The organism is Pseudomonas sp. HAR-UPW-AIA-41 (genome assembly GCF_002304225.1).
GTDB lineage: Bacteria > Pseudomonadota > Gammaproteobacteria > Pseudomonadales > Pseudomonadaceae > Aquipseudomonas.
Map to the genome: position 1 here is coordinate 176,150 of NZ_NSLB01000005.1, position 24,557 is coordinate 200,706.

General features: G+C 62.7%; 29 protein-coding genes. 15 read left to right on the plus strand and 14 right to left on the minus strand.

The genetic code is table 11. From position 1 onward, the window contains the following. Positions 1 to 17: 17 nt before the first annotated feature. Complete coding sequence (locus CK486_RS11880) at positions 18 to 926, minus strand: putative 2-dehydropantoate 2-reductase (protein WP_095940511.1); 909 nt, start codon at positions 924 to 926, stop codon at positions 18 to 20. Next, a complete protein-coding gene (locus CK486_RS11885) occupies positions 923 to 1,888 on the minus strand; it encodes a response regulator (protein ID WP_095940512.1) in 966 nt (321 codons plus the stop codon). The genes CK486_RS11880 and CK486_RS11885 overlap by 4 nt, the downstream gene beginning before the upstream one ends. Before the next feature lie 148 nt (positions 1,889 to 2,036). Between CK486_RS11885 and CK486_RS11890 the strand changes: the two genes are divergently transcribed. Beyond that, positions 2,037 to 2,516: a YajQ family cyclic di-GMP-binding protein gene (locus CK486_RS11890; protein ID WP_095940513.1), complete on the plus strand. Its 480-nt coding sequence runs from the start codon at positions 2,037 to 2,039 to the stop codon at positions 2,514 to 2,516. A gap of 140 nt (positions 2,517 to 2,656) precedes the next feature. Here the strand turns inward: CK486_RS11890 and CK486_RS11895 are convergent, their stop codons facing one another. The 6 genes from CK486_RS11895 to CK486_RS11920 form a co-directional block, all read right to left on the minus strand. Continuing rightward, positions 2,657 to 2,995 carry a HopJ type III effector protein gene (locus CK486_RS11895; RefSeq protein ID WP_095940514.1) on the minus strand — a complete coding sequence of 113 codons (339 nt, stop codon included), beginning with the start codon at positions 2,993 to 2,995 and terminating at the stop codon, positions 2,657 to 2,659. After that, on the minus strand, positions 2,988 to 3,284 hold the full coding sequence (locus CK486_RS11900; protein WP_095940515.1) for a DUF1244 domain-containing protein: 297 nt from the start codon (positions 3,282 to 3,284) through the stop codon (positions 2,988 to 2,990). Before CK486_RS11900 ends, CK486_RS11895 begins: the two co-directional genes overlap by 8 nt. Positions 3,285 to 3,365: 81 nt before the next feature. After that, entirely contained in the window at positions 3,366 to 3,737 is a 372-nt protein-coding gene (gene folX, locus CK486_RS11905; RefSeq protein WP_095940516.1) for a dihydroneopterin triphosphate 2'-epimerase, read from the minus strand. Beyond that, complete coding sequence (gene folE, locus CK486_RS11910) at positions 3,738 to 4,295, minus strand: GTP cyclohydrolase I FolE (protein ID WP_218192101.1); 558 nt, start codon at positions 4,293 to 4,295, stop codon at positions 3,738 to 3,740. 19 nt (positions 4,296 to 4,314) lie between these two features. Beyond that, positions 4,315 to 5,025: a dihydromonapterin reductase gene (folM, locus tag CK486_RS11915; RefSeq protein ID WP_095940518.1), complete on the minus strand. Its 711-nt coding sequence runs from the start codon at positions 5,023 to 5,025 to the stop codon at positions 4,315 to 4,317. 276 nt (positions 5,026 to 5,301) lie between these two features. Then, complete coding sequence (locus CK486_RS11920; RefSeq protein WP_095940519.1) at positions 5,302 to 5,721, minus strand: thiol-disulfide oxidoreductase DCC family protein; 420 nt, start codon at positions 5,719 to 5,721, stop codon at positions 5,302 to 5,304. A 91-nt stretch (positions 5,722 to 5,812) separates the two neighbouring features. Between CK486_RS11920 and CK486_RS11925 the strand changes: the two genes are divergently transcribed. Together CK486_RS11925 and CK486_RS11930 are read left to right on the plus strand one after the other, a co-directional pair. Beyond that, a complete protein-coding gene (locus CK486_RS11925) occupies positions 5,813 to 6,745 on the plus strand; it encodes a MerR family transcriptional regulator (RefSeq protein ID WP_095940520.1) in 933 nt (310 codons plus the stop codon). 153 nt (positions 6,746 to 6,898) lie between these two features. Next, the gene (locus CK486_RS11930; RefSeq protein WP_095940521.1) at positions 6,899 to 8,677 is read left to right on the plus strand and encodes an acyl-CoA dehydrogenase C-terminal domain-containing protein; all 1,779 of its coding nucleotides are present in this window, start codon (positions 6,899 to 6,901) and stop codon (positions 8,675 to 8,677) included. Between the two features lie 91 nt (positions 8,678 to 8,768). Here CK486_RS11930 and CK486_RS11935 read toward each other — a convergent pair whose 3' ends face one another. Both CK486_RS11935 and CK486_RS11940 read right to left on the minus strand, forming a co-directional pair. Next, a complete protein-coding gene (locus tag CK486_RS11935) occupies positions 8,769 to 9,377 on the minus strand; it encodes a PilZ domain-containing protein (protein ID WP_095940522.1) in 609 nt (202 codons plus the stop codon). Between the two features lie 70 nt (positions 9,378 to 9,447). Then, positions 9,448 to 9,894 carry a PAS domain-containing protein gene (locus CK486_RS11940; RefSeq protein ID WP_095940523.1) on the minus strand — a complete coding sequence of 149 codons (447 nt, stop codon included), beginning with the start codon at positions 9,892 to 9,894 and terminating at the stop codon, positions 9,448 to 9,450. 93 nt (positions 9,895 to 9,987) lie between these two features. On the opposite strand from CK486_RS11940, the gene CK486_RS11945 reads away from it, so the two are divergent. The 6 genes from CK486_RS11945 (at position 9,988) to CK486_RS11970 (ending at position 14,216) form a co-directional block, all read left to right on the plus strand. Further along, positions 9,988 to 10,440, plus strand: a complete 453-nt coding sequence (locus tag CK486_RS11945) for a flavodoxin (RefSeq protein ID WP_095940524.1) — start codon at positions 9,988 to 9,990, stop codon at positions 10,438 to 10,440. 1 nt (position 10,441) lies between these two features. Beyond that, positions 10,442 to 10,909, plus strand: a complete 468-nt coding sequence (locus CK486_RS11950) for a cupin domain-containing protein (protein ID WP_095940525.1) — start codon at positions 10,442 to 10,444, stop codon at positions 10,907 to 10,909. Between the two features lie 93 nt (positions 10,910 to 11,002). Then, the gene (locus tag CK486_RS11955) at positions 11,003 to 11,779 is read left to right on the plus strand and encodes a class II aldolase/adducin family protein (protein ID WP_095940526.1); all 777 of its coding nucleotides are present in this window, start codon (positions 11,003 to 11,005) and stop codon (positions 11,777 to 11,779) included. After that, on the plus strand, positions 11,779 to 12,660 hold the full coding sequence (locus CK486_RS11960; protein WP_095940527.1) for an alpha/beta fold hydrolase: 882 nt from the start codon (positions 11,779 to 11,781) through the stop codon (positions 12,658 to 12,660). Before CK486_RS11955 ends, CK486_RS11960 begins: the two co-directional genes overlap by 1 nt. A 2-nt stretch (positions 12,661 to 12,662) precedes the next feature. Next, positions 12,663 to 13,193 (plus strand): DUF1569 domain-containing protein, encoded by a 531-nt coding sequence (locus CK486_RS11965; protein WP_095940528.1) that lies wholly within the window; start codon positions 12,663 to 12,665, stop codon positions 13,191 to 13,193. 111 nt (positions 13,194 to 13,304) lie between these two features. Further along, complete coding sequence (locus CK486_RS11970; RefSeq protein ID WP_095940529.1) at positions 13,305 to 14,216, plus strand: SDR family oxidoreductase; 912 nt, start codon at positions 13,305 to 13,307, stop codon at positions 14,214 to 14,216. A 66-nt stretch (positions 14,217 to 14,282) separates the two neighbouring features. On the opposite strand, the gene CK486_RS11975 is transcribed toward CK486_RS11970, so the two are convergent. After that, entirely contained in the window at positions 14,283 to 15,356 is a 1,074-nt protein-coding gene (locus CK486_RS11975) for a hypothetical protein (RefSeq protein ID WP_095940530.1), read from the minus strand. 338 nt (positions 15,357 to 15,694) lie between these two features. Between CK486_RS11975 and CK486_RS11980 the strand changes: the two genes are divergently transcribed. The 6 genes from CK486_RS11980 to CK486_RS12005 all read left to right on the plus strand — a co-directional run bounded on the left by CK486_RS11980 (position 15,695) and on the right by CK486_RS12005 (position 21,948). Then, positions 15,695 to 16,471, plus strand: coding sequence for a hypothetical protein (locus CK486_RS11980; RefSeq protein ID WP_141248902.1), 777 nt, complete (start codon positions 15,695 to 15,697; stop codon positions 16,469 to 16,471). 105 nt (positions 16,472 to 16,576) lie between these two features. Next, positions 16,577 to 17,599: a Glu/Leu/Phe/Val dehydrogenase dimerization domain-containing protein gene (locus CK486_RS11985; RefSeq protein WP_095940532.1), complete on the plus strand. Its 1,023-nt coding sequence runs from the start codon at positions 16,577 to 16,579 to the stop codon at positions 17,597 to 17,599. Between the two features lie 89 nt (positions 17,600 to 17,688). Continuing rightward, entirely contained in the window at positions 17,689 to 18,783 is a 1,095-nt protein-coding gene (gene pdhA / locus CK486_RS11990) for a pyruvate dehydrogenase (acetyl-transferring) E1 component subunit alpha (protein WP_095940533.1), read from the plus strand. Next, a complete protein-coding gene (locus CK486_RS11995) occupies positions 18,776 to 19,762 on the plus strand; it encodes an alpha-ketoacid dehydrogenase subunit beta (protein WP_095940534.1) in 987 nt (328 codons plus the stop codon). The genes pdhA and CK486_RS11995 overlap by 8 nt, the downstream gene beginning before the upstream one ends. 51 nt (positions 19,763 to 19,813) lie before the next feature. Beyond that, positions 19,814 to 20,923, plus strand: a complete 1,110-nt coding sequence (locus CK486_RS12000; RefSeq protein ID WP_095940535.1) for a dihydrolipoamide acetyltransferase family protein — start codon at positions 19,814 to 19,816, stop codon at positions 20,921 to 20,923. Positions 20,924 to 21,024: 101 nt separating this feature from the next. After that, entirely contained in the window at positions 21,025 to 21,948 is a 924-nt protein-coding gene (locus CK486_RS12005; RefSeq protein ID WP_095940536.1) for a GGDEF domain-containing protein, read from the plus strand. On the opposite strand, the gene CK486_RS12010 is transcribed toward CK486_RS12005, so the two are convergent. The 3 genes from CK486_RS12010 to CK486_RS12020 all read right to left on the minus strand — a co-directional run bounded on the left by CK486_RS12010 (position 21,949) and on the right by CK486_RS12020 (position 24,556). Continuing rightward, a complete protein-coding gene (locus CK486_RS12010) occupies positions 21,949 to 22,206 on the minus strand; it encodes a YebG family protein (RefSeq protein ID WP_095940537.1) in 258 nt (85 codons plus the stop codon). It abuts the gene before it with no gap. Positions 22,207 to 22,303: 97 nt separating this feature from the next. Then, the gene (locus tag CK486_RS18085; protein WP_095940538.1) at positions 22,304 to 23,746 is read right to left on the minus strand and encodes a methyl-accepting chemotaxis protein; all 1,443 of its coding nucleotides are present in this window, start codon (positions 23,744 to 23,746) and stop codon (positions 22,304 to 22,306) included. A gap of 117 nt (positions 23,747 to 23,863) precedes the next feature. Further along, positions 23,864 to 24,556, minus strand: a complete 693-nt coding sequence (locus CK486_RS12020; RefSeq protein WP_141248903.1) for a 2'-5' RNA ligase family protein — start codon at positions 24,554 to 24,556, stop codon at positions 23,864 to 23,866. Position 24,557: the final 1 nt, after the last annotated feature.

Below are 24,557 nucleotides of genomic sequence, written 5' to 3' on the forward strand. Positions count from 1 at the left end.
GGCAGGGTAGCCCGAGCCTAGCGGCAGGGCAATCCGCGTTGCTGAAGGTACTGCTGCAGGCGTTGCTGCAGCTGCTTCAGGGCTGGCAGCGGCAGGCCGTGCTGCTCGGCGCTGCGGCAGGCATGGTTGAGCAGGTAGTCGATTTCCGTACGGCGACCCTGCTGCACGTCCTGGTACATGGAGGAGTAGTTGGCGGCGGTGGCGTCGATCACCTGCCAGACCGTCTCGTGCAGGCCGATGGCGGCCTCCGGTGCGCAACGGGCCAGCAACTGGCAAAGCTCATCACACAGCGTCTGCACTTCGCTCTCATGCGCGCGCAGCACGCCATTACGGCAGTCGTGCAATACCGTCAGCGGGTTGATGGCGCAGTTCAGCGCCAGCTTGCGCCACAGGCGGCTGTCGATATCGCTGACCCAGCTGACGGGAATGCCGGCGCTGGCCAGTTCGCCGAACCAGTCCGGTGCGGCGTTGGCCGGCGAGGTGCCGAGCCAGGTCTGCCCCTGTCCGGCGAAGACCACCTGAAAGTCGTTTTCGCGGTAGGCCCCTTCGGTGCTGCTGGCGCAGATGCACTGGCTGTGTGGCAGCAGGTCGGCTACCGCCTGCTGGCTGCCCAGGCCGTTCTGCAGCAGGATCACCTGGCTGCCAGGCAACAGGCGCGTGGCCACGCTGGCAATGGCATCGGCGGCGTCATAGGCCTTGCAGGCCAGCAGCAGGCGGCGAATCGGTAGCGGGTCGCCGGCGAGGCCGGCGGGCAGGGCATGGCGCAACGTCTGCTCGCCCTGGCGCACCTGCAGGCCACCGGCGCGCAGGTAGTCGGCAAGGCGCTGTTCGTTGCGCAGAATCAGCTCGACGCTGTGTCCGGCGGCGCTCAGTCGGGCGGCCCAGAGGCTGCCCAGGCTGCCGGCGCCCAGCAGGTGCCAGCTCATGCGCTGCCGGTCAGGCGCTCGGCGGTGACGCGGCCACTGTTGTAAGCCTCCGGCAGGCGGCGGCGGGCGTGTTCCAGCAGGGTTTCCGGCTTGACCGGCAAGGCTTTGGCATCCAGACCGACCAGGGCAATCCCGGCCTTGAGGGTGATGAAGCCCTCGCTTGTCTTGAAGGCCTTGAGGTTGAGTCCTTCATGTAGGCGCTTGAAGCTGCTCGGTGAGCATTCCTGCAGATCTTCGAGCATGGCGGCCACGGCGAAGTGCTGTTCGTCCAGGCTGGCGAGGACGTCCAGTGGGCGCATCAGTTGCTGCAGGCGATGGGCCACGCTGGTGCGCAGCTCGCTCAGGTAGGCCTCGCCGTGCTGCTGGCGCAGTTGCTGGGCGTCCTGCAGGCCGATCAGCAGGAAACACAGGGCGCCACCGCGGGAGTCGATCTGGCGCAGGCAGTCGCCGAGTTTCTGCATGAGGTAGCGCTGATTGCCCAGACCGGTGACCGGGTCGACCAGATTGCGCTGTTCGAGGCCGGCAATGTTCTGGGTCAGCAGGGTGTTCTGCTGGATCAGTTGCTGCAGGGTGCTGCACAGGCGGTCTGCGGCATAGACGCGGGGAACCAGTTGCTCGTTCATCACGGCTTTGTTGATGAAGTCGTCGACACCGCGGTCGAAGGCCTCATGCAGGACGTTTTCTCCTTCCTTGCCGGTGAGCAGAATGATGTAGGTGTAGTGGCGGGCCGCTTCATCCAGCTGGCGCACGCGAGAGGTCAGCTCCAGGCCGTCCATTTCCGGCATCAGCCAGTCGGCCAGCAGCACGTTGGCCGGGCGTTGCTCCAGCAGGGCCAGGGCTTCCTTGGCGCTGCTGGCGGAGCGCACATCCTGGTAGCCGGCGTTGGTAAGGGCGCGGCCGATCATGGTGCTGGAGAACTTGGCGTCATCCACGACCAGGATGCTGAGGTGGGGGTTGGGCATGGCAGACTCTTGCAGTGTGGGCTCGGGCGTCTGGTTCATGGCCAGGCGCTATTTAATTCTACAGTTATAATGACCGCGCGTTTTTATCGTCAAGCTATGCGTAGCCCTGCTGTGACACGGGTTACGCCGTTTATCTGGAGAATCAAGCATGCCTTCGTTCGACGTGGTGTCTGAACTGGACAAACATGAAGTCACCAACGCCGTGGATAACGCCATCAAGGACCTCGACCGGCGCTACGACCTGCGCGGCAAGGGCACCTTCGAGTTCAAGGACAAGACCGTGACGCTGACCGCCGAGGCGGAGTTTCAGCTGGAGCAGATGATCGAGATCCTCAAGCTGGCGTTGGTCAAGCGCAAGATCGACGTGCAGTGCATGGAGATCAAGGATCACTACGCCTCGGGCAAGGTGGTCAAGCAGGAAGTGGTGCTGCGCGAGGGCATCGACAAGGAACTGGCGAAGAAGATCGTCGCCCTGATCAAGGATGCCAAGCTCAAGGTGCAGGCCGCCATCCAGGGCGAGCAGGTGCGTATTACCGGCAAGAAACGTGACGATCTGCAGGAAGCCATTGCTCTGCTGCGCACTCAGGAACTGGGGATGCCGCTGCAGTACAACAACTTCCGCGATTAAGACCGCAACGATCTGCTGCGCGTCGGAAAAACTGCGTTGGAAGCGGCTTCGAAATGCGCATTTACGCTTTGTAAACTCCGCTTTCTCAGCCGCTTCCGCCTTGTTTTTCTCTAGCTCGCGAGATCGTATCTCTACGACCGTTATTTGCGTTTGATCGACTGTTGCTCGAAGCGCACGCCGGCGATGCCCGTGTCCATCAGCGCACGGATATTGCCGTGGTCAGTGCCGTCCGGGGTGGCCAGCACGCTGCGGTAGTGCTCGCCGAAAGCCAGCAGGGTCTCTTCCACGCTGAAGCCTTCCAGCAGGGCCAGGCCGAGCAGCTTGCACGAGCCTTCGTTCTGGCCGCTGGCGTTTTCTACCGCACCGTTGCGGAAGGCGCTGGGCTGGTAGTCGTAGTGTTCGGCGATAAAGGCCAGTGTGTCGGCGAAAACATGCTGGCCGCTGCGCAGGCGTGCGCGGAAATCATTCAGATCAGTCATGGGGTTTGCTCTTGTCGAACTGGGCCAGCTGTTCAGCGCTGGCTTCTTTCTGGTGTTGGGCTTTCCACTCTGCGTAGGGCATGCCGTAAATGCCGTCGCGGGCAGCCTCTGCGGTTAGCTCGATGCCCTGCTCGTCGGCGGCGGCTTTGTACCACTTGCCCAGGCAGTTGCGGCAGAAACCTGCCAGGTTCATCAGGTCAATGTTCTGCACATCGCTGCGCTTTTGCAGATGCTCCAGTAGGCGGCGGAAGGTGGCGGCTTCCAGTTCCAGGCGTTGTTGTTCGGTCATGTGCGATCCTCGGAGACAGGCCGCGGATCATAAGAGCCGGGAGGGGGCGGAGCAATGCCGGCGCGGCGGCCGGCATGACTTTCAGCGGTGCCCGGCCAGGGTAATAGACACCGACTCGGCAAAGCGCAGGGCATGCAGCTTGTCCACTTCCACCTCGGCGTAGCGTACGGCCGGGTGCTCCATGACCAGATCGAGGATTTCCTGGGTCAGACGTTCCAGCAGGGCGAAGCGGTTTTCTTCGACGTGACGAATCACTGCCTTGGTGATGGTGCGGTAGTTCAGTGCGTGATCGATGTCGTTGTCACGCACTGCCTCCTGCGCCGGGTAGAGGATGGTCAGGTTGATCAGCACATCCTGCTTGTTGAGGATTTCCTCTTCCTTGATGCCGATAAAGGTGCGCAGGCGCAGATCCTTGACGCGGATGCGCGCCATTCCCGGTTCCAGTCGCGGCATTTACTTGCTCCGTCCAATCAGGGTGAGGAATTCCTGGCGAGTGTTGCACGACTCGCGGAAGGCGCCGAGCATCACCGATGTGTTCATCACCGAGTTCTGCTTCTCCACACCGCGCATCATCATGCACATGTGCTTGGCTTCGATCACCACGGCGACACCGGCGGCGTTGGTCACCTGTTGAATGGCCTCGGCGATCTGCCGGGTGAGGTTCTCCTGAATCTGCAGGCGGCGGGCATACATGTCGACGATGCGCGCAACCTTGGACAGACCCAGTACCTTGCCGGTGGGAATGTAAGCCACATGGGCCTTGCCGATAAACGGCAGCAGATGATGCTCGCACAGCGAATACAGCTCGATGTCCTTGACGATCACCATCTCGTCGTTGTCCGAGGCGAACAGCGCGCCGTTGACGATCTCATCGAGGCTCTTCTCATAGCCGTTGCACAGGTACTGCATGGCCTTGGCGGCGCGCTTGGGGGTGTCCAGCAGGCCCTCGCGCTCCGGGTTTTCACCGAGACCCACAAGAATCTCGCGGTAGTGATCGGAAATAAGCGGCATGGCAATTTTCCTCGCGGCCTTATTTGAGATGGCGGCCGCCGTTGACCGTCAGGGTGGTGCCCGTGACGTAGGGGTTGTCCAGCAGATAGCGCAGGCTCTGGTAGATCACCTCGGCACCGGGCTCTATGCCCAGCGCAGATTTGGCCAGCGTCTTACTGCGGTATTCGTCGTCATCGTCTTCGTTGAACTGAATCAGTGCCGGAGCGATGCCGTTGACCTTGATCTGGGGCGCCAGCTGGGCGGCAAAGGACAGCGTCAGACTGTCCAGGCCGGCCTTGCTGGCGCAGTAGGCAATGCGGTTGGCGCTGCCCTTGCGGGCGACATCGTCGCTGATGTGCACGATGTCGGCCGGCTGCGAGCGACGCAGCAGGTCGGCGCAGTGCAGGTTGATCAGGTAGGGCGCCAGCATGTGCACGCTGAACAGCTGCTGAAAGGCCTGTGCTTCTTGGCCGGGTGTTTCGTTCAGCCAGGCCGAGGCGTTGTGCACGATGGCGCGCAGTTGATCGGTGTGCTGCCTGAGCTGGCTGATAAAGGCGAGGATGCCAGCTTCGCTGGAGAAGTCCGCCGGCAGGCAGGTAGCACCCTGCTGGCGCAGTTTCTCCACCCGGGGTCGTTCACTGCGGTAACTGATGATCACGCTCTGGCCGCTTTCCAGCAGTCGCTCGGCGCAATGCAGGCCGATACGCTGGCTGGCGCCGGTGATCAGGATGGGGGCGGATTGCGTGCTCATGCAGGCCTCGTGGGCAGAAAGAGTAGGGTTCAGCGACCGCCGGCATAACCTGACCAAAGCTGCTTTTGGCCGTCTGAACCTGATACAAACTTATACCACGATTTAATTTTGTACAACCATGCGCTGCGTGTGGATAAAGCGGGTGGGTGAGCTAAAAGCTGATTTTCCGGCATTTTCAGGGTGTTAGTGAGTTTCTTGGGAAGATGAATGCTTTCTCTTTGTTGTACATGTTTGGTTTTCTTGTAATGGAATTGCGCAGATTTATCCGGGAGAGGGTCAGTTCCGGCGTTTGCCGGGAGCGCAGCGTTCCTGAGTGCAGCGGCTGGCGCCATCGGGGTGGGGAAGCCAGGTCAGGCCGGGGCGGAGCCAGCAGAACAGCCGGTACAGTGGATGCAGCAGGCGGCGCAGCGGACGCCAGGCCAGTAGCCAGCTGAGTTGCCAGAGGTCGGCTGCCAGCCAGCTGGCATAGGTGGCGTCGAGTCCTTTCAGCCAGTGGCCGTTGGCGTCCTGTGCGTGCAGCACGGTCTGCAGTTGTATCAGGCTGAATGGTGTGCTGGCCGGGTCGAAATCCGGCTGACTGATATCGATCAGTACCAGCCGCTCGGCGCCGTTACGACGGCGTAGCAGGGCGACTTCTCGCGCGCACAGCGGGCAATCACCGTCGTAGTACAGGCGTAGTGGCCAGTGTGGCGGCATGATGAGCCTCCTTTGTACAGCTTTTGTACAATTTAAGCTGCCGAGCCCCTGAGTTACAATGCCGGCAAGCCCAGCAACGCGATGCCTAGCCATGACTGACCTCGTTTCCGCCTCCCTCAAGCAGGAAGAGCTGTTTCCGATTCGCGAGGTATCGCGGCTGACGGGGGTTAATCCGGTCACTCTGCGAGCCTGGGAGCGGCGCTATGGCCTGATTCAGCCCACCCGTACCGACAGTGGTCATCGTCTGTATTCGCAGGCCGATATCGATGCGGTACGCAGCATCCTCGCCTGGCTGGAACGTGGCGTGGCCGTGAGCAAGGTCGGCAAGATCCTCGAGCGCAGCGAGGCTCAGCGTGCGGCGGCCGCGCCGGTGTACGAGGAAGTGGCGCTGGGCGAGTGGGGTGAATGGCAGCGGCAGGTGCGCCGCGCTGTGGCAGCCTTCGATGAGGCACGTCTGGAGCAGGTCTACGGCCAGGTGTTTTCCAGTTACCCACTGCCGGTGGTGTTTCAGGATGTCCTGCTGCCGGTCTGGCAGGAGCTACTGCTGAGCCAGGACGGTTTCGGTCAGACCAGTGAGTGGCTGTTCCTCGATGCCTTCCTGCGCGGGCGCGTGTTGCAGCGCCTGCAGCTGGCGCGGGGGCAGGGCGCGCGGGTGGTGCTCAGTGCCATTCCCGGTCAGTGCCATGAGCTGGAGCTGCTGGTGGCGGGCGTGCTGCTGGCCAGCAGCGAGATTGCCCTGAGCGTACTGCCGTTGGGGCAGCCGCTGGCCGAGCTGACCCTGGTCTGCGAAAAGCTCCAGCCGCAACTGCTGGTGCTGTTCTCCAATCACCCGCCGGCTGCCGATTTCTCCCGTCAGTTGGGCAAGCTGGCGCTGGCTCTGGATTGTCCGCTGGCGGTAGCGGGTGAAGTGGCTGAGCTGGCCGAAGAACAACTGGCCGGCTCGCCGGTCGCCTGTCTGGGCAGCGATGCGCGCACCCTGCAGCGCCGCCTGCAGCAGCTGTTGCGCGGTCATCTGGATACCTGAGCCCTCCCTCTCTTTTGTGCTGCTTTGTGACCGGATAGCGCAGTCCGGGTCACTTTCTTGCTGTGCCTGAGCGAAAAGTACTTGCACGTCCTTTGCAAAAAGCTATACAAAAGCTGTACAAGAATTTGCCTTGTATAGATTTTGGAGGCCCACATGCCCGCTTACCGTGCCCCGTTACGTGATATGCGCTTTGTCTTTGATGAAGTGCTCGACTCTTATGCCACCCTGCAGTCGCTGCCCACGCAGCGCGAGTTCGGCAACGATCTCGGTGGCGCCATTCTGGAGGAAGCCGCCAAGTTGGCGGAGAACGTGCTTGCCCCGCTCAATGGCCCCGGTGACAAACAGGGTTGCCAGTACGATCCGGCGAGCAAGACGGTAAAAACCCCGGACGGCTTCAAGGCTGCTTATAAGCAGTTCGCCGAGGGTGGCTGGACCGCCTTGGCCTGTACCCCTGAGTTCGGTGGTCAGGGCCTGCCGCATGTGCTGAACATGATGGTCGAGGAGATGGTCTGCTCGTCGAACCTGTCGCTCGGCATGTACCCGGGCCTGACCCATGGTGCGATCAATGCGCTGACCCAGCATGGCACCCGTGAGCAGCAGGAGCAGTACCTGCCCAAGCTGATCAGCGGCGAGTGGACCGGCACCATGTGCCTGACCGAGCCGCAATGCGGCACCGACCTCGGTTTGATCCGCACCCGCGCCGTACCGCAGGCCGACGGCAGCTACGCCATCAGCGGCACCAAGATCTGGATTACCGGCGGCGAGCAGGATCTGGTCGATAACATTATCCATCTGGTACTGGCCAAGCTGCCGGATGCGCCGGACAGCGTGAAGGGTATCTCCCTGTTCCTGGTGCCCAAGTTCCTCGAAGACGGCTCGCGCAACCCGGCGTTCTGCGGCGGCCTTGAGCACAAGATGGGCATCAAGGGTTCGGCCACCTGCGTGATGAACTTCGAAGGCGCCAAAGGCTGGCTGATCGGCGAGCCGAACAAGGGCCTCAAGTGCATGTTCACCATGATGAACTCGGCGCGCCTGATGGTCGGGATGCAGGGGCTGGGTATCGCCGAGAGCGCGTACCAGATCAGTCTGGGCTTCGCCAAGGAGCGTCTGCAGAGCCGCTCGCTGTCCGGTCCCAAGGCTGCCGACAAGCCGGCCGACCCTATTCTGGTCCACCCGGATGTGCGCCGTATGCTGCTGCGCCAGAAGGTGATCATCGAGGGTTGCCGCGCGCTGGCCTACTTCACCGGCCTGCACCTGGATGTCGCCCACGATCACGAGGACGCCGAAGTTCGCCAGCAGGCTGACGACCTGGTGCAGTTGCTGACGCCGGTGGTCAAGGCCTTCCTTACTGATGAAGGCCACAACTGCTCCAACGAGGGCCTGCAGGTGCTGGGCGGCTCGGGCTTTACCGAAGACTGGGGCATCGAGCAACTGGTGCGCGACTGCCGCATCACCCGTATCTATGAAGGCACCAACGGCATTCAGGCGCTGGATCTGGTCGGGCGCAAGCTGGGCCTCGGCGGCGGTCGTGCCGTACGCAGTTTCTTTGCTCTGGTTGAAGGCTGGCTCAAGGCCAATCCCGAGGCGCCGCATGTGGCGGCGGTGGGCAAGGCGCTCAAGCAACTGCAGCAGGCCACCTTGTGGATTGCCAGCGAAGGCATGAAGGACCCCGAGCAGGCCGGCGCGGCGTCGGTGCCTTATCTGCGTCTGTTTGCCCTTACCACGCTGGCCTGGCTGTGGTCGCGTATGGCCCTGGTGGCTCAGCAGAAACTGGCGGCCGGCAGCAGTGAGACCCAGTTCTACGGCGCCAAGCTCAAATCGGCGGATTTCTATGTCGCCCGCGTGCTGACCGAAACCGACAGCCTGCTGGCCGAGGTTCAGGCCGGCAAAGCCACCCTGATGGCCTTTGCCGAGGATGAATTTGCTGCCTGATTGATTGCTTCACACAGCCTGCGCACTCCGGTAGCCGTCCCCACTTTTGGCTACCGGATTTTTTTGCTTGTAATTTTAGGACTGGAGCCGCTCAGCGCTGTTGCAGTTGCGGATGGCGCAGGCGGTGCTGCTGGAAAATGAAGTGGCGCAGGCGCTCGGCATGGCTGGCCGGCGGCATCTCCAGACGGAAGGCGGTGAAGTCGCTGCTGGTGTGGCGCACGCGGTTGCCGCGCAGCAATACCGGCTCCTGACCAGGCAGTGGCAGCCACAGGGCAAAACTGTCCGGCGGCGGCAGCAGATCGGTGGATTTCAGCAGCACGCCGGCGGGGGATAGCTCATGTACTTCCAGGCTGCTGGCCTGGCCATTGTCATGCAGCAGCGTCAGCGGGGTATCCAGCGGAAGCCGCCAGGGGCGCTGCACCCGGCCATTTTGAAAGATGCCTGGGGCCCCGAGCTCAAGGTGCAGGGCATGGAATTCGTCTTCGACCAGTTGCAAGGGAAAGCGCAGATGCTGGTCGCCGAATACGGCCTCCAGATGCAGCTCGGCCTGCCTGCCCAGCGCGGCAAACAGCGCATTGGCCGCAGCACCGCCGTCCACCCGGAATGTCGGGGTAGGGAGTGTGCTGGGGCTGAGGCTGTAGCCGAGAATCTGCTGGATAAATTCCAGTTCATCGCGGTTGAGCAGGGATCTTTCAGTCATGTCGAAATTTTGACGGAAATGGCTTGCTGATGAAACAAGCAATATTCAGTCCTTTCGACGGGTAATGATCTTAATCGTTCCGTTTGGCCAGTTCGGCCTTGAGGGCGGCAACTTCGGCTTCCAGCTGTTTGACCCGCTCGGTGGCTTCGACCTGCTCGGTGACATCCTTCTGGATGCCGATGTAGTAGGTCAGCTGATCGCCTTCGTTGAATACCGGGGTAATGGACAGTTCATTCCAGAAGGGCGAGCCGTCCTTGCGGTAGTTACGGATGATCTGCCGGCAGGGGCGATTGTCCTTAACTGCCTGGCGGATGGCCGCCAGGCCGGCCTGATCACGGTCGCCGGCCTGCAGGAAGCGGCAGTCCTGATACAGGATGTCATCGCTGTGGTAGCCCGTCAGGCGCTCGAACGCCGGGTTGACGTAGATGAGGATGTTGTCATCGCCTTCCTGTTCGGCGACCACGATGCCGTCATTGGAGGCGTTGACTACCAGTTGCAGCAGCTTGGCGTTGATCATCGGCGGACTTCCCGGTCGGATTACCCTGCATTCTAAGGCAAAGTACGCGGTTGCGGCATAATGCGCACCTAGCTCATGTATTTCGGAGTTTTCATGAAAGTCGCGATTCTCTCGGGTTCAGTCTACGGCACTGCTGAAGAAGTGGCCCGGCACGCCGAGCGCCTGCTCAAGGAGGCCGGTTTTGAGGCCTGGCATGCACCACGAATGAGCCTGGATGAACTCAAGGCGTTCGGGCCTGATGCATTTCTCACCGTCACTGCCACCACCGGCATGGGTGAGCTGCCGGATAACCTGCAGCCACTGTACTTTGCCATCCGTGACCAGTTGCCGGCCTGGTTTGGCAAACCGGCGGGGGTGATCGCCTTGGGTGACTCCAGCTATGGCGACACCTTCTGCGGCGGTGGTGAACTGGTGCGCGAGCTGTATGCCGAGCTCAGCCTGCAGGAAGTACTGCCGATGCTGCGTCTGGATGCCAGCGAGACGGTAACTCCGGAGGCCGATGCCGAGCCCTGGCTGGCCGGTTTTATTGCCGCGCTCAGGGGCTGATATGCACCCGCGTGCCCTGCAACTGATCGAGCAACTGGATTTGCAGCCGCATCCGGAAGGCGGCTTCTACCGCCGTGTCTTCGCCTCGGCGCAGCGACTGCCCGGCGGTCGTCTGGCCAGCAGCGCCATTCTCTTTCTGCTGCCGGGCGGGGCGATCAGCCGCTGGCACCGGGTGGATGCCGACGAGTTATGGCACTTCCATGAGGGTGATGGCCTTGAGCTGCTGATAGCCGAGTCGCCGGAGCAACTGCGTTGCGAGCGGCTGGGCCCGGTGGCGGCAGACAGCCTGCCGCAGCGCGCCGTGCCGGCCCATGCCTGGCAGGCAGCGCGGGCCTTGGGCGATTACTGTCTGGTGGGCTGCACGGTGGCGCCGGCGTTCGAGTTCGCAGGCTTTCGCCTGCTCAGTGATGACCCGCAGGCACAGCGTGAATGGCCGCGCCTGATCGCCGAATATCCCGAGCTGCTGTGACCGGCAAAGCCACGATGCTGGCTCGCCGGGCAACTGGTGAGGCGGTGGGCAGTCGCTAGACTCCATCGGCATAACAACACGCCGAGGTGAGTCATGACTGCCCAACTGAATCTGCCCAACGTCAAGGATCAGGTCTCCGCTGCCGAATGGCAGACCCGTGTCGATCTGGCGGCGTGCTACCGCCTGATCGCCCTGCATGGCTGGGATGACCTGATCTTTACCCACATCTCGGCCAAGGTGCCCGGCACCGAAGACTTTCTGATCAATCCCTACGGGATGATGTTCCATGAGATCACCGCGTCCAGCCTGATCAAGGTCGATCTGGCAGGCAAAAAGCTCATGGAAAGCCAGTACGAGATCAACCCGGCCGGCTACACCGTGCACAGCGCGGTGCACGAGGTGCGACCGGATGCCAACTGCGTGCTGCACACCCATACGCCCGCCGGGGTCGCGGTGGCGGCGCAGAAGTGCGGCCTGCTGCCGCTGTCGCAGCAGTCGCTGTTCGTGCTTTCCAGTCTGGCCTATCACGACTATGAGGGCGTGTTCCTGCGCGAGGACGAGAAGCCGCGCCTGCAGGCGGACCTCGGCGACAAGCACTTCTACATCCTGCGCAACCACGGTCTGGTGACCGCCGGCGGCAGCATTGCCGATACCTTCCTGATGATGTTCATCTTCCAGCGCGCCTGCGAAATCCAGGTCATGGCGCAGAGCGGTGGCGGTGAGCTGGTGCATATCCCGCAGGCTGTGCTCGACGGTGCCATGCAAATGATGGCCGGCGTCATGCGCACACCAGTGGGCATGGGCGGAGCGCTGCCGTGGCCGGCGCTGCTGCGCAAGCTGGATGCGCAGATGCCCGGTTACGACCAGTAATGGCGCTGACGGGGATTGCCCTGGGCGACTGGCGCGGCCGGGGCCGGACATTCGACTTCAGGGGGCAGGCTATCGCCTACTGGACGGCAGGCGCCAGTGATGCCGAGCCGCTGCTGCTGATCCATGGTTTTCCCACCGCCGCCTGGGACTGGCACCTGCTGTGGCAGCCTCTGGCCGAGCGCTACCGGCTGATCGCCTGCGACATGCTCGGTTTCGGCGACTCGGCCAAGCCGCGCGGGCATGCGTACAGCCTGCTCGAACAGGCCGATCTGCAGCAGGCGCTGCTGGCGCATCTGGGCGTGAACGGGCCCGTCCATGTGCTGGCCCATGACTATGGCGACAGCGTGGCGCAGGAACTGCTGGCGCGGCACGAGGAGGGGCGCTTTGCGCTGGCCAGCTGCGTATTCCTCAACGGTGGCTGTTCCGGAACCCACCACCCGGTGCTGGTGCAGAAGCTGCTGCTCAGCCCGGTCGGTGCGCTGATCGGCCGCTTGTTCAGCCGGGACAAGCTGGCAGCCAATCTGGCCCGCATCTTCGGTCCGCAGACCCAGCCTGCGGAGGCCGACGTGGATGCCTTCTGGAGCCTGATCCAGCGTCATAACGGCCCGGCGGTGATGCACCGGCTGATCCGCTACATGCCCGAGCGCCGCGAGCAGCGTGAGCGTTGGGTCAGAGTCATGCAGCGAACACGCGTGCCGTTGCGGGTAATTGACGGCGCGGCTGATCCCATCTCCGGGGCGCACATGGTCGAGCGCTACCGTGAACTGATTCCGAACGCCGACTGCGTGTTGCTGGAGACTATCGGCCACTATCCACAGGTCGAGGCACCCGAAGCGGTGCTGGCACATTATCTGGCGTTTCGTCAGGGCAGGGAGGCATGAACATGCAGAGACGACGGTTTTTCGGGGTGCTCGCCGCGGGCGGAGCGGTGGCGCTGGGCGCCGGTTACTGGCGCCTGCCGGCAGGTCCGGCGCCAGCTGCGCTGAGCATCGAGGCCGCGCAGGCACTGCTGCAGCGTCTGGCGGGCGAGCCGCTGGTCAGCCGTCAGGGCTGGTCGCCGGCCGAAGTCTTCAACCACTGCGCGCAGAGCATCGACTTCAGCATCGACGGTTATCCCGAGCTGAAGCCGGCCTGGTTCCGCCAGACCGTCGGACCACTGGCGTTCAGTGTGTTTGCCGCCCGCGGCGCCATGCGCCATCCGCTGGACCAGCCGATCCCTGGCGCGCCGGCCATCGACAGCCCGGTGGCCGTTAGCGATGCACTGGCCCGGTTGCAGCAGGCCTTTGCCCGTTTTGCCGCGCATCAGGGCGCGTTGCAGCCGCACTTTGCCTATGGCGAGCTGAGCCACGCCGAGTATGCCGAGGCGCATGTGCTGCACCTGTACAACCACCTGAGCCTGATCCAGCGCGGCTGATCATGCCGCTGTCTTATCGCTCATCATTCAGCGCCGGCGGCGATTGTTGCCGGCACGCGGAGCCTGCCCGACACTCGCGCCATCCCCAACTTTGGCGCAGGAGTTTTTCGCATGACTGAAGCAGTGCGTTTCGAAGACAAAGTAGTAATCGTCACCGGTGCCGGCGGCGGTCTGGGCCGTGCCCATGCCCTGCTGTTCGCCCGGCATGGCGCTAAAGTGGTGGTCAACGATCTGGGCGGCAGCACCCACGGCGAAGGGGCCAATGCCTCTGCGGCCGACAAGGTGGTGGCCGAGATCCGCGCCGCCGGCGGCACCGCCGTGGCCAACCATGACTCGGTGACTGATGGCGGCAAGATCGTGCAGAACGCTCTGGATGCCTTTGGCCGTGTCGACGTGGTGGTGAACAACGCCGGCATCCTGCGCGACAAATCCTTCGCCAAGATGGAAGACGCCGACTGGGACCTGGTCTACAAGGTCCACGTCGAAGGCGCCTACAAGGTCACCCATGCCGCCTGGCCGTACCTGCGCGAGCAGAACTTCGGTCGCGTGATCTTCACCGCGTCCACCTCCGGTATCTACGGCAACTTCGGCCAGTCCAACTACGGCATGGCCAAGCTGGGCCTGTACGGCCTGACCCGCACCCTGGCCATCGAAGGGCGCAAGAACAACATCCTGGTCAATGCCATTGCCCCTACTGGCGGCACGCGCATGACCGAAGGCCTGATTCCGCCGCAGGTGTTCGAGCAGCTCAAGCCTGAACTGGTCAGCCCGCTGGTGGTGTTCCTTGGCAGTGAGGCCTGCGAGGAGACCGGCGGCCTGTTTGAAGTCGGTGGCGGCTGGATGGGCAAGGTACGCTGGGAGCGCAGCCTGGGCATCGGCTTCGATCCGCGTGCCGGTTTCAGCCCGGATGACGTGGCGGCGAATTTCGCCCGCATCTGTGATTTCGAAGGCGCCGCCCATCCGAAGGACAACATCGAAGCGATGAAGGAAATGATGGCCAACCTGCAGAAGTACGCCGGCTGAGGATTGCCTGCTGACTGAATGCAACAAGGCCGGCGAAATGCCGGCCTTGTTGTTTCTGCCTGAGGCTTAGCGTGCTTGTAGCTTGAAGTTGTCGTCCGAAGGTTCCTTGCTGTAGGCGCCCTGGTCCTGCACCAGCTTCTGGGTGCCGCTCATCAGAGTATTGATGCGGCTGTCACTGGTCTTGGCCGACGCAGCCTGATTGGTGGTGCCGGTGATCAGTGGCGGGTTGAAGCTGAACGACCACAGGTAGTGCCAGACCGCCGCGTTGTGCTTCTCGGTCAGCTGGGTGGAGCCGAAATACCAGGGCTTGAGTTCGGTGAAGGCAGTCATGTTCATCAGGCCGCTGTTGCTGTCGCCGATGAAGCCGGTGCTGCTGGCACCGGAGGAGCGGTAGGCCTCGAAGATCACGCCCTTGGTTTTCAGCTCAGTCACGTAGCTGCGGCAGACCTCGCCGACCCACTTGTTGCCCAGATAGCTCTTGGCGTTGTTGGAGTAGAAGGGGTCGAGCAGGGCCACGCGCTTGGGCAGCAGGTTGCTGTTCATGCTGCCGGCGGTGACGGCGTCGCTGATCTTTTTGGCGATCACGATGGCCATCTGGTTGCCCAGCGAGTGGCCGAGCAGGCGGATGTTGCTGCCACTGTAGCCGGCCAGGTTGTCGCGGTAGCTGCGAAACAGCAGTTCGCCGGCGGAGATGCTCGGGCCGGTGCTGTACACGCCGCTGCTGTTCTTCCAGCGCATGGCGCGCGGGCCGGTGGCGGTCCAGATCTTCGCCTCGGCGTCCTTCACCTCGCCTTCATCGGCGAACTGGTTCCAGTAGAGGATGCCGACGTTGTAACCGGCGGCCAGCCAGGCGTAGGCCAGGTCGAGGTCCGGGCCACCGGCGTCCTTGCGGTTGAAAGTCTCGCGGTTCTTGGCCTGGCTCGAACCGTTCTGCCAGCCGTGGACGTAGATCACCGTGGGCTTGCTGGCGCTGTAGTAGGCGTTGGTCTGGCCGGGCACGGCCTTCTGCCAGGTGTCGCCATAGCCGAACCAGTAGAGGCCGTGGTCGAGGTTCTGGAAGGTGCTGTCGGGAAATACCCCGACGGCGGCGTGGGCGAGGCTGGACAGACAAAGCAGGCAGGACAGAAGTAACTGACGCATGCGGCGAACCCTCTTTTGTTGTTGTGTGGGGTAGCCAGCACAGTACGCCGCTGGTCGGTATTGACCATCGCCCAGATGGGGGAGGGGGAGGTATGACTTCTTGCGGTCACACAGTATGCGTAGTCTCGCTCGCCTGCTGCGCCCTGATGTCGCATGGCTGGCGAGGTGCGTCTGGGCTGTGGCACAGTCGCCGCACGGCCTGCTCAGGTCGTGTCAATGCGCAGTTGCAGGGTTGGTGGAGTGCCTGCTGCGGGTACCGACCTAACCTTCGTCCAGTGTCAGGCGAAAGGGGGCTGTGCCAGCTTCGACAAGGTAGTGAATGCGAGAGGGGTACTAGGATGTCATCTTTGATTCGTAACGGTTCGTTGGGGGCTCTGCTGTTGCTGGCAGGTCAGGCCATGGCGCAGGGGGACTCAGCTGCTTTGCTGGCCAGTCTTGAGCAGCAGCAGCTGACCAGCTATCGGCTGCAGACGCTGTTTCATCTGCACAGCATTCAGGAAGGGGCGGAGAACGTCGGCAGTCAGCTCAAGACGGAAAGCGCCAGCTTCCTCTCCCAACTGGAGCAGCTCGACGAGCAGGCCACTGGGCTGGGGCTGGATACGGAAATCAAGGCTGTGCAGGACGAGGGGCGCAAGTTTGCCGCCATCGTTGCCACCGACGAGCTGCTCGAACAGGGCTATGTTGATCTGCACACGGTCAACGATCTGTCGGCCAGCCAGCATGCGCTGCGTGAAGGTTATCAGCGCCTGGAAGAGCAACTGGCCAGCAAGGGCGTAAAAGGCAACCCTCTGCAGGATCAGGCCATCCTCATGCAGCGTATCGCCGCCGAGTATGTGCGCGAATCGGCCAGTCTCGACGGTGGTTCGGCGATCTACGACAACGCGCAGGACCTGGAAAAGCCGGTCGACCAACTGGCCCAGGAGTTCCGTCAGCAACTGGCCAGCCTCGATCAGCAGTATGCCGGGCAGGCTCAGGTCAGCCAGAAGCTGAAAAAGGTCGGCATCACCTTCGCCTATATCGAGAAGTCGTTGCAGAACTACAAGGAGCGCTCGGTACCCTATGTGGTCAGCCGCTACAGCGACAAGATCGTCGGCAGTCTGACCGCGAGTAACTGAACAGCTAGCGCGGGTTATCAGCCGGGCATTGCTTATGCCCGGCTGATCGGGTTGGTGTCGGCAGGGCTCCTATACTGAGGCTGAACGATCCTCTCGGAGCCGCCCATGTTCAGCCTGATGCAAGCCGCCCGGCTGGAGTCCCTGCACCTGGCCCGTGATCCTGACAGCGGGCTGCAAGCCATCATCGCCATCCACAACAGCCACCTGGGGCCAGCTCTGGGTGGCTGCCGTTATCTGGCCTACCCCGATGAACGTGCAGCGCTTGAGGATGCCGTCCGTCTGGCCCGGGGCATGAGCTATAAGGCGGCGCTGGCCGGTCTGCCGTTTGGCGGAGGCAAGGCGGTGATCCTGCGTCCGCTGCACATTCCCAGTCGTGCCCAGCTGTTCGAGGCCTTCGGGCGGATGATCGACTCCCTCGGCGGTGCCTATATCACGGCTGTCGACAGCGGCACCTCCAGCGCCGATATGGACTGCATCGCCCAGAGCACGCCCTTTGTCACCAGCACCACGGCGGCTGGCGATCCTTCACCGCATACCGCGCTGGGCGTGTTTGCCGGCATTCGGGCCAGCGCCCTCGACCGCCTGGGCAGCGACGATTTGCAGGGGCTGCGCGTGGCCGTGCAGGGGCTGGGGCAGGTGGGTTATGCCCTGGCCGAGCTGCTGGCTGCAGCAGGCGCTGAGTTGTATGTCAGCGATCTCGACAGCGGTCGCGTACAGCTGGCAGTGGATGAGCTGCAGGCCCGTCCGGTGGCGGCCGAGGCGCTGCTCACCACCCCTTGCGACATCCTTGCGCCTTGTGCTCTTGGGGCTGTGCTCAACCCGGCCACCGTGGCGCAGCTGCGCTGTGCGGTGGTCGCCGGGGCGGCCAATAACCAGTTGTCGAGTCTGGAGGTGGCCGATGCCCTGGAGCGGCGCGGCATCCTGCATGCCCCGGACTATGTGATCAACAGCGGCGGCCTGATTCACGTGGCCCTGACCTATCAGGGCGCAGGCGCCGCCGCCGTGACCGCTCACCTCAGTCGTATCGGTGGGCGCCTGAGTGAAATCTATGCCCATGCCAAGGCCGACAAACGCGCCCCGGCGCGGGTGGCTGAAGCCCTGGCCGAACAGTTGCTGTACGCCCGTTAGCTGCCAATCAGTGCTGACGGGGGAGTGTCATGGCCATAAGCCGTGGCGTGAAACCGACATGCCTATCCGGCGTGATAAGGAGTGAGCAGATGCCGCATCTACCGATCGACCTACCCTTTACCCGCTACCTGGACGCTGCCGGCCAGGTGGTCAGAGAGCTGCCGGCCTGGGCCGCGGATGGCCAGCTGCTGGTGCGCCTGTACCGGCAGATGGTGCTGACCCGGCTGTTCGACCAGAAGGCCGTGGCCCTGCAGCGTACCGGCCGGATTGGCACCTACGCGCCCACTTTGGGCCAGGAAGCCATCGGCGTGGCCATTGGCAGCCTGATGCAGCCCCGCGACGTGCTGGTGCCCTATTACCGCGATACCGCCGTGCAACTGCTGCGCGGGGTGAGCATGGGCGAGATCTTTCTCTACTGGGGTGGTGACGAGCGTGGCAGTGCCTACGCCAGTCCGGCCGCCGCCGAGGACTTTCCGCTGTGCGTACCCATTGCCACCCAGGCCCTGCATGCCTGCGGTGTGGCCACCGCGTTCAAGGTGCGCGGCGAGCACCGCGTGGCGGTCACCACCTGCGGTGATGGCGCCACAAGCAAGGGCGATTTTCTTGAGGCGCTGAATGTCGCGGGCGCCTGGCAGTTGCCGGTGCTGTTTGTGGTCAACAACAACCAGTGGGCCATCTCCACCCCGCGACGCATTCAGAGCGGCGCCCCGAGCCTGGCACAGAAAGCCATCGGTGCCGGCTTTGCCGGTGAGCAGGTGGATGGCAACGACATCATCGCCGTCTACGACCGCCTGCAGGTGGCTCTGGAGCGTGCCCGGCAGGGCAAGGGGCCACACCTGCTGGAGTGCATCAGCTACCGTCTGGGCGACCACACCACCGCCGACGACGCCACCCGCTACCGCTCGGCCGAGGAGGTCAAGCAGGCCTGGCTGGCCGAGCCGATCCGCCGCCTGCAACGCTATCTGGCCGATCAGGGATTGTGGGATGAACAGCAGGAACAGGCCCTGATTACCGAGTGTCAGGCGCAGCTGCAGGAGGCGGTGGACGGCTTCGAACAGACACCCGCACAGGACTGGTCGTCGGTGCTTGAGCACGTCTATGCGCAGTGGCCGGCGGCCCTGGCCGAACAGCGCGAGTGGCTGGCCGAGCGTGCCGTGCGCGCCGCAGGAGGCGAACATGAGTGAGGTCAAACGCAGTCTCCTGGAGGCGGTCAACCTGGCGCTGCACCGGGCCATGGCCGAAGACGAAAATGTGCTGGTGCTGGGTGAGGATGTCGGCATCAATGGCGGCGTATTTCGCGCCACCGCCGGCCTGCGCGACACCTATGGCTTCAAGCGGGTGATCGACACGCCACTGGCCGAAACCATGATCTCCGGGCTGGCCGTGGGCATGGCGGCGCAGGGGCTCAAGCCGGTGATGGAAATCCAGTTCCTCGGCTTCATCTATGCCGCCATGGAGCATCTGGTGTCGCACGCCAGCCGCCTGCGCAACCGTACCCGCGGGCGGCTGTCCTGTCCGCTGGTGGTGCGCAGCCCGATGGGCGCGGGCATCCGCGCGCCGGAACATCACAGTGAGAGCACCGAGGCGCTGTTCGCCCATATCCCCGGTCTGCGCGTGGTGATCCCGTCGTCGCCGGCACGCGCCTATGGCCTGCTGCTGGCGGCCATCGATGATCCCGATCCGGTGGTGTTTCTCGAGCCGACAAGGCTCTACCGCATGAACCCGCAACCGCTGGCGGACAACGGCCAGCGTCTGCCGCTGGACTGCTGTTTCACCCTGCGCGAAGGCAGCGACCTGACCCTGATCAGCTGGGGTGCCAGCGTGGTGGAAACCCTGCAGGCCGCCGAGCGGCTGGCCGAGCAGGGCGTCAGTGCCGAGGTGATCGATGTGGCAACCATCAAGCCGCTGGACTTGGCCACGCTGGAAGCCTCGGTGCGCAAGACCGGACGTTGCGTGATCGTGCATGAGGCGCCGCGCAGTGGCGGGATTGGCGCGGAGATCGCCGCCAGCCTTTACGAGCGGGTGCTGCTGGATCTGCAGGCGCCGATCCAGCGGGTCACCGCGCCGGACATTCCACCGCCGCTGTACCGTCTGGAGCCGCTGTATATCCCTGGCGTCGAGGACATCCTCGCGGCCTGTGATCTGGTGCTGCACTACGCCTAATCCCCTCACCCCGTCCCTCTCCCAGGGGGAGAGGGACGCAAGGAGATCATCATGAAGTATTTCAAACTGCCGGATTTGGGCGAGGGGCTGCAGGAAGCCGAGATCGTCGAGTGGCACGTCAAGGCTGGCGAGGCGGTCAAGGCCGACCAGTTGCTGGTCTCGGTGGAAACCGCCAAGGCCATCGTGGATATTCCCGCGCCCTATGACGGCGTGGTGGCGAAAATCTTCGGCGGCCCGGGCGATATCCTGCATGTCGGTGAGCCCCTGCTGGGCTATGAGGGGGAAGGTGACAGCGGCACGGTGGTCGGCGAGCTGGCCGCCGGTGGCGCCAGCGGCAGCGACAGCTTCTGCATCGGCGCGGCGCCCTCGACCCGTGAACACCTGGCGCCCCGGGCTACTCCGGCCGTGCGTCAGCTGGCGCGCCAGCTCGGGGTGGAGCTCAGCAGCCTGAACGGCAGCGGCGCCGATGGTCTGGTGACCCGCGCCGATGTCGAGGCGGCAGCGCAAACCCAGAGCAACCGTTTTGGCGGCGAAAAACTGCGCGGCGTGCGGCGCAGCATGGCCCTGAACATGGCGCGTTCCCATGCCGAGGTGGTACCGGTGGTGCTGGTCGGCGATGCCGACCTGCATCGCTGGCGCGAAGCACGCGACCCGCTGGTGCGCATTGCCCAGGCCATTGCCGTGGCCTGTCGCGCCGAGCCGATCTTCAACAGCTGGTTCGATGGCCGCAGCCTGAGCCTGAAAACCCATGAACAGGTCGATCTGGGCATTGCCGTGGATACCCCGGACGGTCTGTTCGTGCCGGTGCTGCGCAATGTCGGCGTCCGCAGCGCTCAGGACCTGCGTGACGGCATGGCGCGTCTGCGTGCGGACGTGAAGGCCCGCTCCATCCCGCCGCAGGAAATGATGGGGGCAACCATCACCCTGTCCAACTTCGGCACGCTGTTTGGCCGTTATGCCAACCCGGTGATCGTGCCGCCACAGGTGGCCATTCTTGGTGCTGGCGGCATTCGCGATGAGCCGGTGGCCTGGCAGGGGCAGGTGGTGATTCACCCAATCCTGCCGCTGTCGCTGACCTTCGACCACCGCGTGGCCACCGGCGGCGAGGCGGCGCGCTTTCTTAAGGCACTGGTGGATGCACTGGAGCAGGCTGAGGTGTAGGTGTTGGAGAGACAGCAGGCACCTGTTGTCGGCTGTCATGCCGGTGTCCTGATAGGCGGCTATGCTGCCAAGTGTATAAATGTGCTCGTAGAGGCCGGGCAATGGATGACTGGGTGAATGGAGGTGTTGTCAGCAGCGACTTGATGCGCGAGTTGCAGCTTTTCCGCGCCATTGCCGATCATTCCCAAGCAGTGATTGGAGCCAAGGACCTGGAGGGGCGGTACCTGTTCGTTAACGGAGAATACTCACGCCTCTTTCATCGTGCAGGTCATGAGTTCATCGGGCGTACAGATTTGGAGTTATTCCCGCCTGAGATTGCCAGGGAGTTCCGTAAGGCTGACCTTCGGGTGCAGAAGAACAGGCAGACGCTCCAGTTTGAGGAAGTGGCTCCAGTCGACGGCCAGTTGCGCCATTTCCTCTCGGTCAAGTTTCCCATCTTCGATCAGAACGGCGAGTTGTATGCCACTGGGTTAATTGCCACAGACATCACCAGCTTGCGGCAACTGAATAACGAATTGAAGTTGCTTGCAGACACCGATGGACTGACAGGGCTGCACAATCGCCGCAAGTTCTTCGAGATCGGCCAACAGGAGGTGCAGCGTGCGCAGCGCTATAACTTTGCCCTGAGCCTGGTGATGTTCGACCTTGATCACTTCAAAGCAATCAATGACCAGTTCGGGCATGCGGTGGGTGATCGTGTATTGTGCGATTTTGCACATTTGCTGGCCGGCAAGGTGCGCAGCAACGACAGCTTGGGGCGTCTCGGGGGAGAGGAGTTCGCAGTACTGATGCCGCACACCTCGGTAACTCAGGCTGTCAGTTGGGTAGAGCGTTTGCAGAAGCGTCTGCGCAACTGGGCCTTGAAGCTGGACGACGGCAGCACCGTGCGCCTGAGTGTGAGTGCCGGCATCAGCCCGCTGGATGTTGATCAAAACAATTTTGAACAGATGCTCAGTCGTGCCGATGGCCTACTTTACGAGGCCAAGGCGGCGGGGCGTGACTGTGTGATTTATCAAGCTGAGTAATCAGGCTGGAGCCTGCTTGAGTTCCTGCAGGGCATCTGGCTGATTCTTGAAGGCGCGGGCGAAGGTGTCGCGATGCTTGGCCATGAAAATGCCCAATTCCTCGACCTGGCCCTCACTGAGGGACGGCACCGCCTGCTGCAGAACTTCGGCCAGCGACTCGGCCAGCTCGAGCATCTTGTCGTGACGGTCGGCTTCGGCCTTATCCATGAACAAGCGCTCCGGGTCGCGACTGCTGCGGTACACCACTTCGACGGCCATTCATCACCTCATTCCCATCTGTATCAATCGAATGTAATAACTGTATTTCCATACAGTATATGTGCTGCTTTCCGCTGCGTGAAGTCTTCTTGCTACATCAGCTACGGCTGATGCGCTGGTTCAACTGCTGAGCCAGACTGGCCAGGCGCTGGCCAAGATTCACCAGTGAGTCCTGGGCATTAAGAAGCTCTGCGCTCGCATCGCGCTGGCGGGCACTGGCAGTGTGCTGTTGAGCACTCAGATCTCGTAACGTCAGCAGTTGCACGTGCGCCTGATCAAGGTTGTGGCTCTGTTCGAGAATGGCGCCGGATAGATGCCGTGTCTGCTCGGCGCTGGCGCGAAGGGCTTCACCCACATCGGTGACCTGATTGACTCCGGTATCCACTGTATCCTGGGATTGGCTGAGGACAATCTGTACCGCGTCGGCGGTCTGGTTACTGCGCTGTGAAAGGTTGCGTACCTCTTCGGCCACGACCGCAAAGCCGCGTCCCTGTTCGCCAGCACGCGCTGCTTCGATCGCCGCGTTGAGTGCAAGCAGGTTGGTCTGCGCGGCAATGGCGCTGATCATCTGCATCGATTCGGCGATGCGCCCATTACTCTGCTGGATGTCCTGCATGCTTACCTGGGCTTGGCCCATGCGCTGGGCACAGTCGTCCATCTGCTGCGAGCTGCGCTGGGTTTCAGCATTTAGCTCGTGCATCTGCTGGTTGCCGTTATCTACCTGCTGCAGTACCTGAGCCAGAGCGTTGTCCAGTTGCTGACTCAGGTCGGCTTGCTCGCGGGCATCGCCGTCGATGCTCTGACAGCGTTGGTGCATATGACCGAGGGTTTGCTGGAGTTGCAGGCCAACCTCTTGCAGTTCTTCGGCGCTCTTTCGCACTTCCTCCAGCAATACGGCCAGATTGGCACTGCTATGGGCCACTTGAGCGGCATTGGCTTCTGCCTGGCGCAGGCTCTGGCCGGCCTCGTTCAGCGCCTGCTCGCGCAGGTGGGTGTTGTACCACTGCGCCAGCCACAGGGTGAGCATGGGCAGGATGTAGCCGGAAAACTGGTTAACCGTGGCATCCCGGGGACTCAGTTGGAACTGTGGTAACGCCGCGCCGCTGCGGTCGAGACTGATCAGCCAGAGCACGAATGCGATTTGAATGGCTGCCCAGACACTGGCGCTAATGCCGCCAGCCAACAGGTAGGCGAACACAATCAGGGTGGGCGGCCAGAAAATATGGGCCGAGTGCAGACCACCCAGTTGGTAAACCAGAATGGAGGCATAACTGATCATGCAGGTCAGGGCCAGATTGGCGATGACGGTACGTGACATCCAGGCCTGACGCAGAATCAGTAACATCAGTGGCATGCCAATGATCAGCAGTAGCGATCCTTCGACCAGGGCGACGTTACCCAGACGTCCCCATTTGATTGCGCTGTACAGACCAATCAGCAGACCGCACAGGCCCGAAAAGGCCAGCGTACGGCCCTGCAGCAGACTGGCCTGGTCGCTGTGCTGCTGAGGGAGGAAGTGGTTGAGAAAGCCTTGAGACATACGGAGCGCTTCCTTGAATGAGAGTGGCGCCTACTGCGCGGGACACGCCGGTGAGCCAGCTAGTCGAGGGGCTGACTCACTCTTGAGCTTAGTCAATCGGCTGCTCGCGAGTGAGCTTTAGCCGGGGCAGAGTGGAAACCGCTCAATACAGTGCAGCGGCCCTTGTACCCTGTCAGCGCGATAACGGCACAGGCTGATGCTTTTGCAGTAGAGGTGCAGCGGCTCTGTGCTGGGAAAGCTGCGTAACTTCGCCTGTACCTGCGCAGCCTGTAAACGTTTTCGGTACAGACCCACAGTCAGATGAGGCAGGTAGGGGCTGTCCCGAAAGTCATCTCCATGGGCCAATCGTTGGCGCAAACCAGGCAGATGCTGCTGCGGGTCGCCAACCTCAAGGAAGGCGGCACTGGCAAAACTGTCCAGACCACCAATCTTTAGTGATAAGGCCTGTGGCGGTTGTTCGCGGAGTTTTCGACACTGTGCTGCCAGTTGTTGCGGGCAGGCGTCATCGTTATAGCGGGGCTGCTCGACCAGGAAGCCCGCAATCGCCAGTGTGATGTGGGCCTGGCGCTCGCTGTCCATCAGCCAGGTGTCGAGATGGCTCCGGGCCTGCTGTAGCCGTTGCTGGACGTCATTCTGTTCAATCTCCAGCAGCCACACGGCATAGTCCTGACGGCCTTTGTGCCAGTCTGGAGGTACATGTGGTGGGCAGGCCAGGGTTTCGCTGGGTGCCAGCAAAGGGGCAGAAAACAGCATGGTGTCTAAGAAGGTCATTCTTTTGGTGCGGCACCATAGCAGGCGCACGTCGGCCACA

Bases quoted from the DNA above. Each gene is read 5' to 3' on its own strand.
- CK486_RS11975 (WP_095940530.1), bottom strand. From the start codon at position 15,356: ATGCGTCAGTTACTTCTGTCCTGCCTGCTTTGTCTGTCCAGCCTCGCC.
- CK486_RS11995 (WP_095940534.1), top strand. From the start codon at position 18,776: ATGAGTGAGGTCAAACGCAGTCTCCTGGAGGCGGTCAACCTGGCGCTG.
- CK486_RS11950 (WP_095940525.1), top strand. From the start codon at position 10,442: ATGCACCCGCGTGCCCTGCAACTGATCGAGCAACTGGATTTGCAGCCG.
- CK486_RS11930 (WP_095940521.1), top strand. From the start codon at position 6,899: ATGCCCGCTTACCGTGCCCCGTTACGTGATATGCGCTTTGTCTTTGAT.
- CK486_RS12010 (WP_095940537.1), bottom strand. From the start codon at position 22,206: ATGGCCGTCGAAGTGGTGTACCGCAGCAGTCGCGACCCGGAGCGCTTG.
- CK486_RS11985 (WP_095940532.1), top strand. From the start codon at position 16,577: ATGTTCAGCCTGATGCAAGCCGCCCGGCTGGAGTCCCTGCACCTGGCC.
- CK486_RS11945 (WP_095940524.1), top strand. From the start codon at position 9,988: ATGAAAGTCGCGATTCTCTCGGGTTCAGTCTACGGCACTGCTGAAGAA.
- CK486_RS11960 (WP_095940527.1), top strand. From the start codon at position 11,779: ATGGCGCTGACGGGGATTGCCCTGGGCGACTGGCGCGGCCGGGGCCGG.
- CK486_RS11965 (WP_095940528.1), top strand. From the start codon at position 12,663: ATGCAGAGACGACGGTTTTTCGGGGTGCTCGCCGCGGGCGGAGCGGTG.
- CK486_RS11955 (WP_095940526.1), top strand. From the start codon at position 11,003: ATGACTGCCCAACTGAATCTGCCCAACGTCAAGGATCAGGTCTCCGCT.
- folM (WP_095940518.1), bottom strand. From the start codon at position 5,025: ATGAGCACGCAATCCGCCCCCATCCTGATCACCGGCGCCAGCCAGCGT.
- CK486_RS11920 (WP_095940519.1), bottom strand. From the start codon at position 5,721: ATGCCGCCACACTGGCCACTACGCCTGTACTACGACGGTGATTGCCCG.
- CK486_RS11970 (WP_095940529.1), top strand. From the start codon at position 13,305: ATGACTGAAGCAGTGCGTTTCGAAGACAAAGTAGTAATCGTCACCGGT.
- CK486_RS12005 (WP_095940536.1), top strand. From the start codon at position 21,025: ATGGATGACTGGGTGAATGGAGGTGTTGTCAGCAGCGACTTGATGCGC.
- CK486_RS11890 (WP_095940513.1), top strand. From the start codon at position 2,037: ATGCCTTCGTTCGACGTGGTGTCTGAACTGGACAAACATGAAGTCACC.
- CK486_RS11935 (WP_095940522.1), bottom strand. From the start codon at position 9,377: ATGACTGAAAGATCCCTGCTCAACCGCGATGAACTGGAATTTATCCAG.
- CK486_RS12000 (WP_095940535.1), top strand. From the start codon at position 19,814: ATGAAGTATTTCAAACTGCCGGATTTGGGCGAGGGGCTGCAGGAAGCC.
- CK486_RS11925 (WP_095940520.1), top strand. From the start codon at position 5,813: ATGACTGACCTCGTTTCCGCCTCCCTCAAGCAGGAAGAGCTGTTTCCG.
- CK486_RS11880 (WP_095940511.1), bottom strand. From the start codon at position 926: ATGAGCTGGCACCTGCTGGGCGCCGGCAGCCTGGGCAGCCTCTGGGCC.
- CK486_RS11885 (WP_095940512.1), bottom strand. From the start codon at position 1,888: ATGCCCAACCCCCACCTCAGCATCCTGGTCGTGGATGACGCCAAGTTC.
- folE (WP_218192101.1), bottom strand. From the start codon at position 4,295: ATGCCGCTTATTTCCGATCACTACCGCGAGATTCTTGTGGGTCTCGGT.
- CK486_RS11900 (WP_095940515.1), bottom strand. From the start codon at position 3,284: ATGACCGAACAACAACGCCTGGAACTGGAAGCCGCCACCTTCCGCCGC.
- CK486_RS11895 (WP_095940514.1), bottom strand. From the start codon at position 2,995: ATGACTGATCTGAATGATTTCCGCGCACGCCTGCGCAGCGGCCAGCAT.
- folX (WP_095940516.1), bottom strand. From the start codon at position 3,737: ATGCCGCGACTGGAACCGGGAATGGCGCGCATCCGCGTCAAGGATCTG.
- CK486_RS11940 (WP_095940523.1), bottom strand. From the start codon at position 9,894: ATGATCAACGCCAAGCTGCTGCAACTGGTAGTCAACGCCTCCAATGAC.
- CK486_RS11980 (WP_141248902.1), top strand. From the start codon at position 15,695: ATGTCATCTTTGATTCGTAACGGTTCGTTGGGGGCTCTGCTGTTGCTG.
- CK486_RS18085 (WP_095940538.1), bottom strand. From the start codon at position 23,746: ATGTCTCAAGGCTTTCTCAACCACTTCCTCCCTCAGCAGCACAGCGAC.
- pdhA (WP_095940533.1), top strand. From the start codon at position 17,689: ATGCCGCATCTACCGATCGACCTACCCTTTACCCGCTACCTGGACGCT.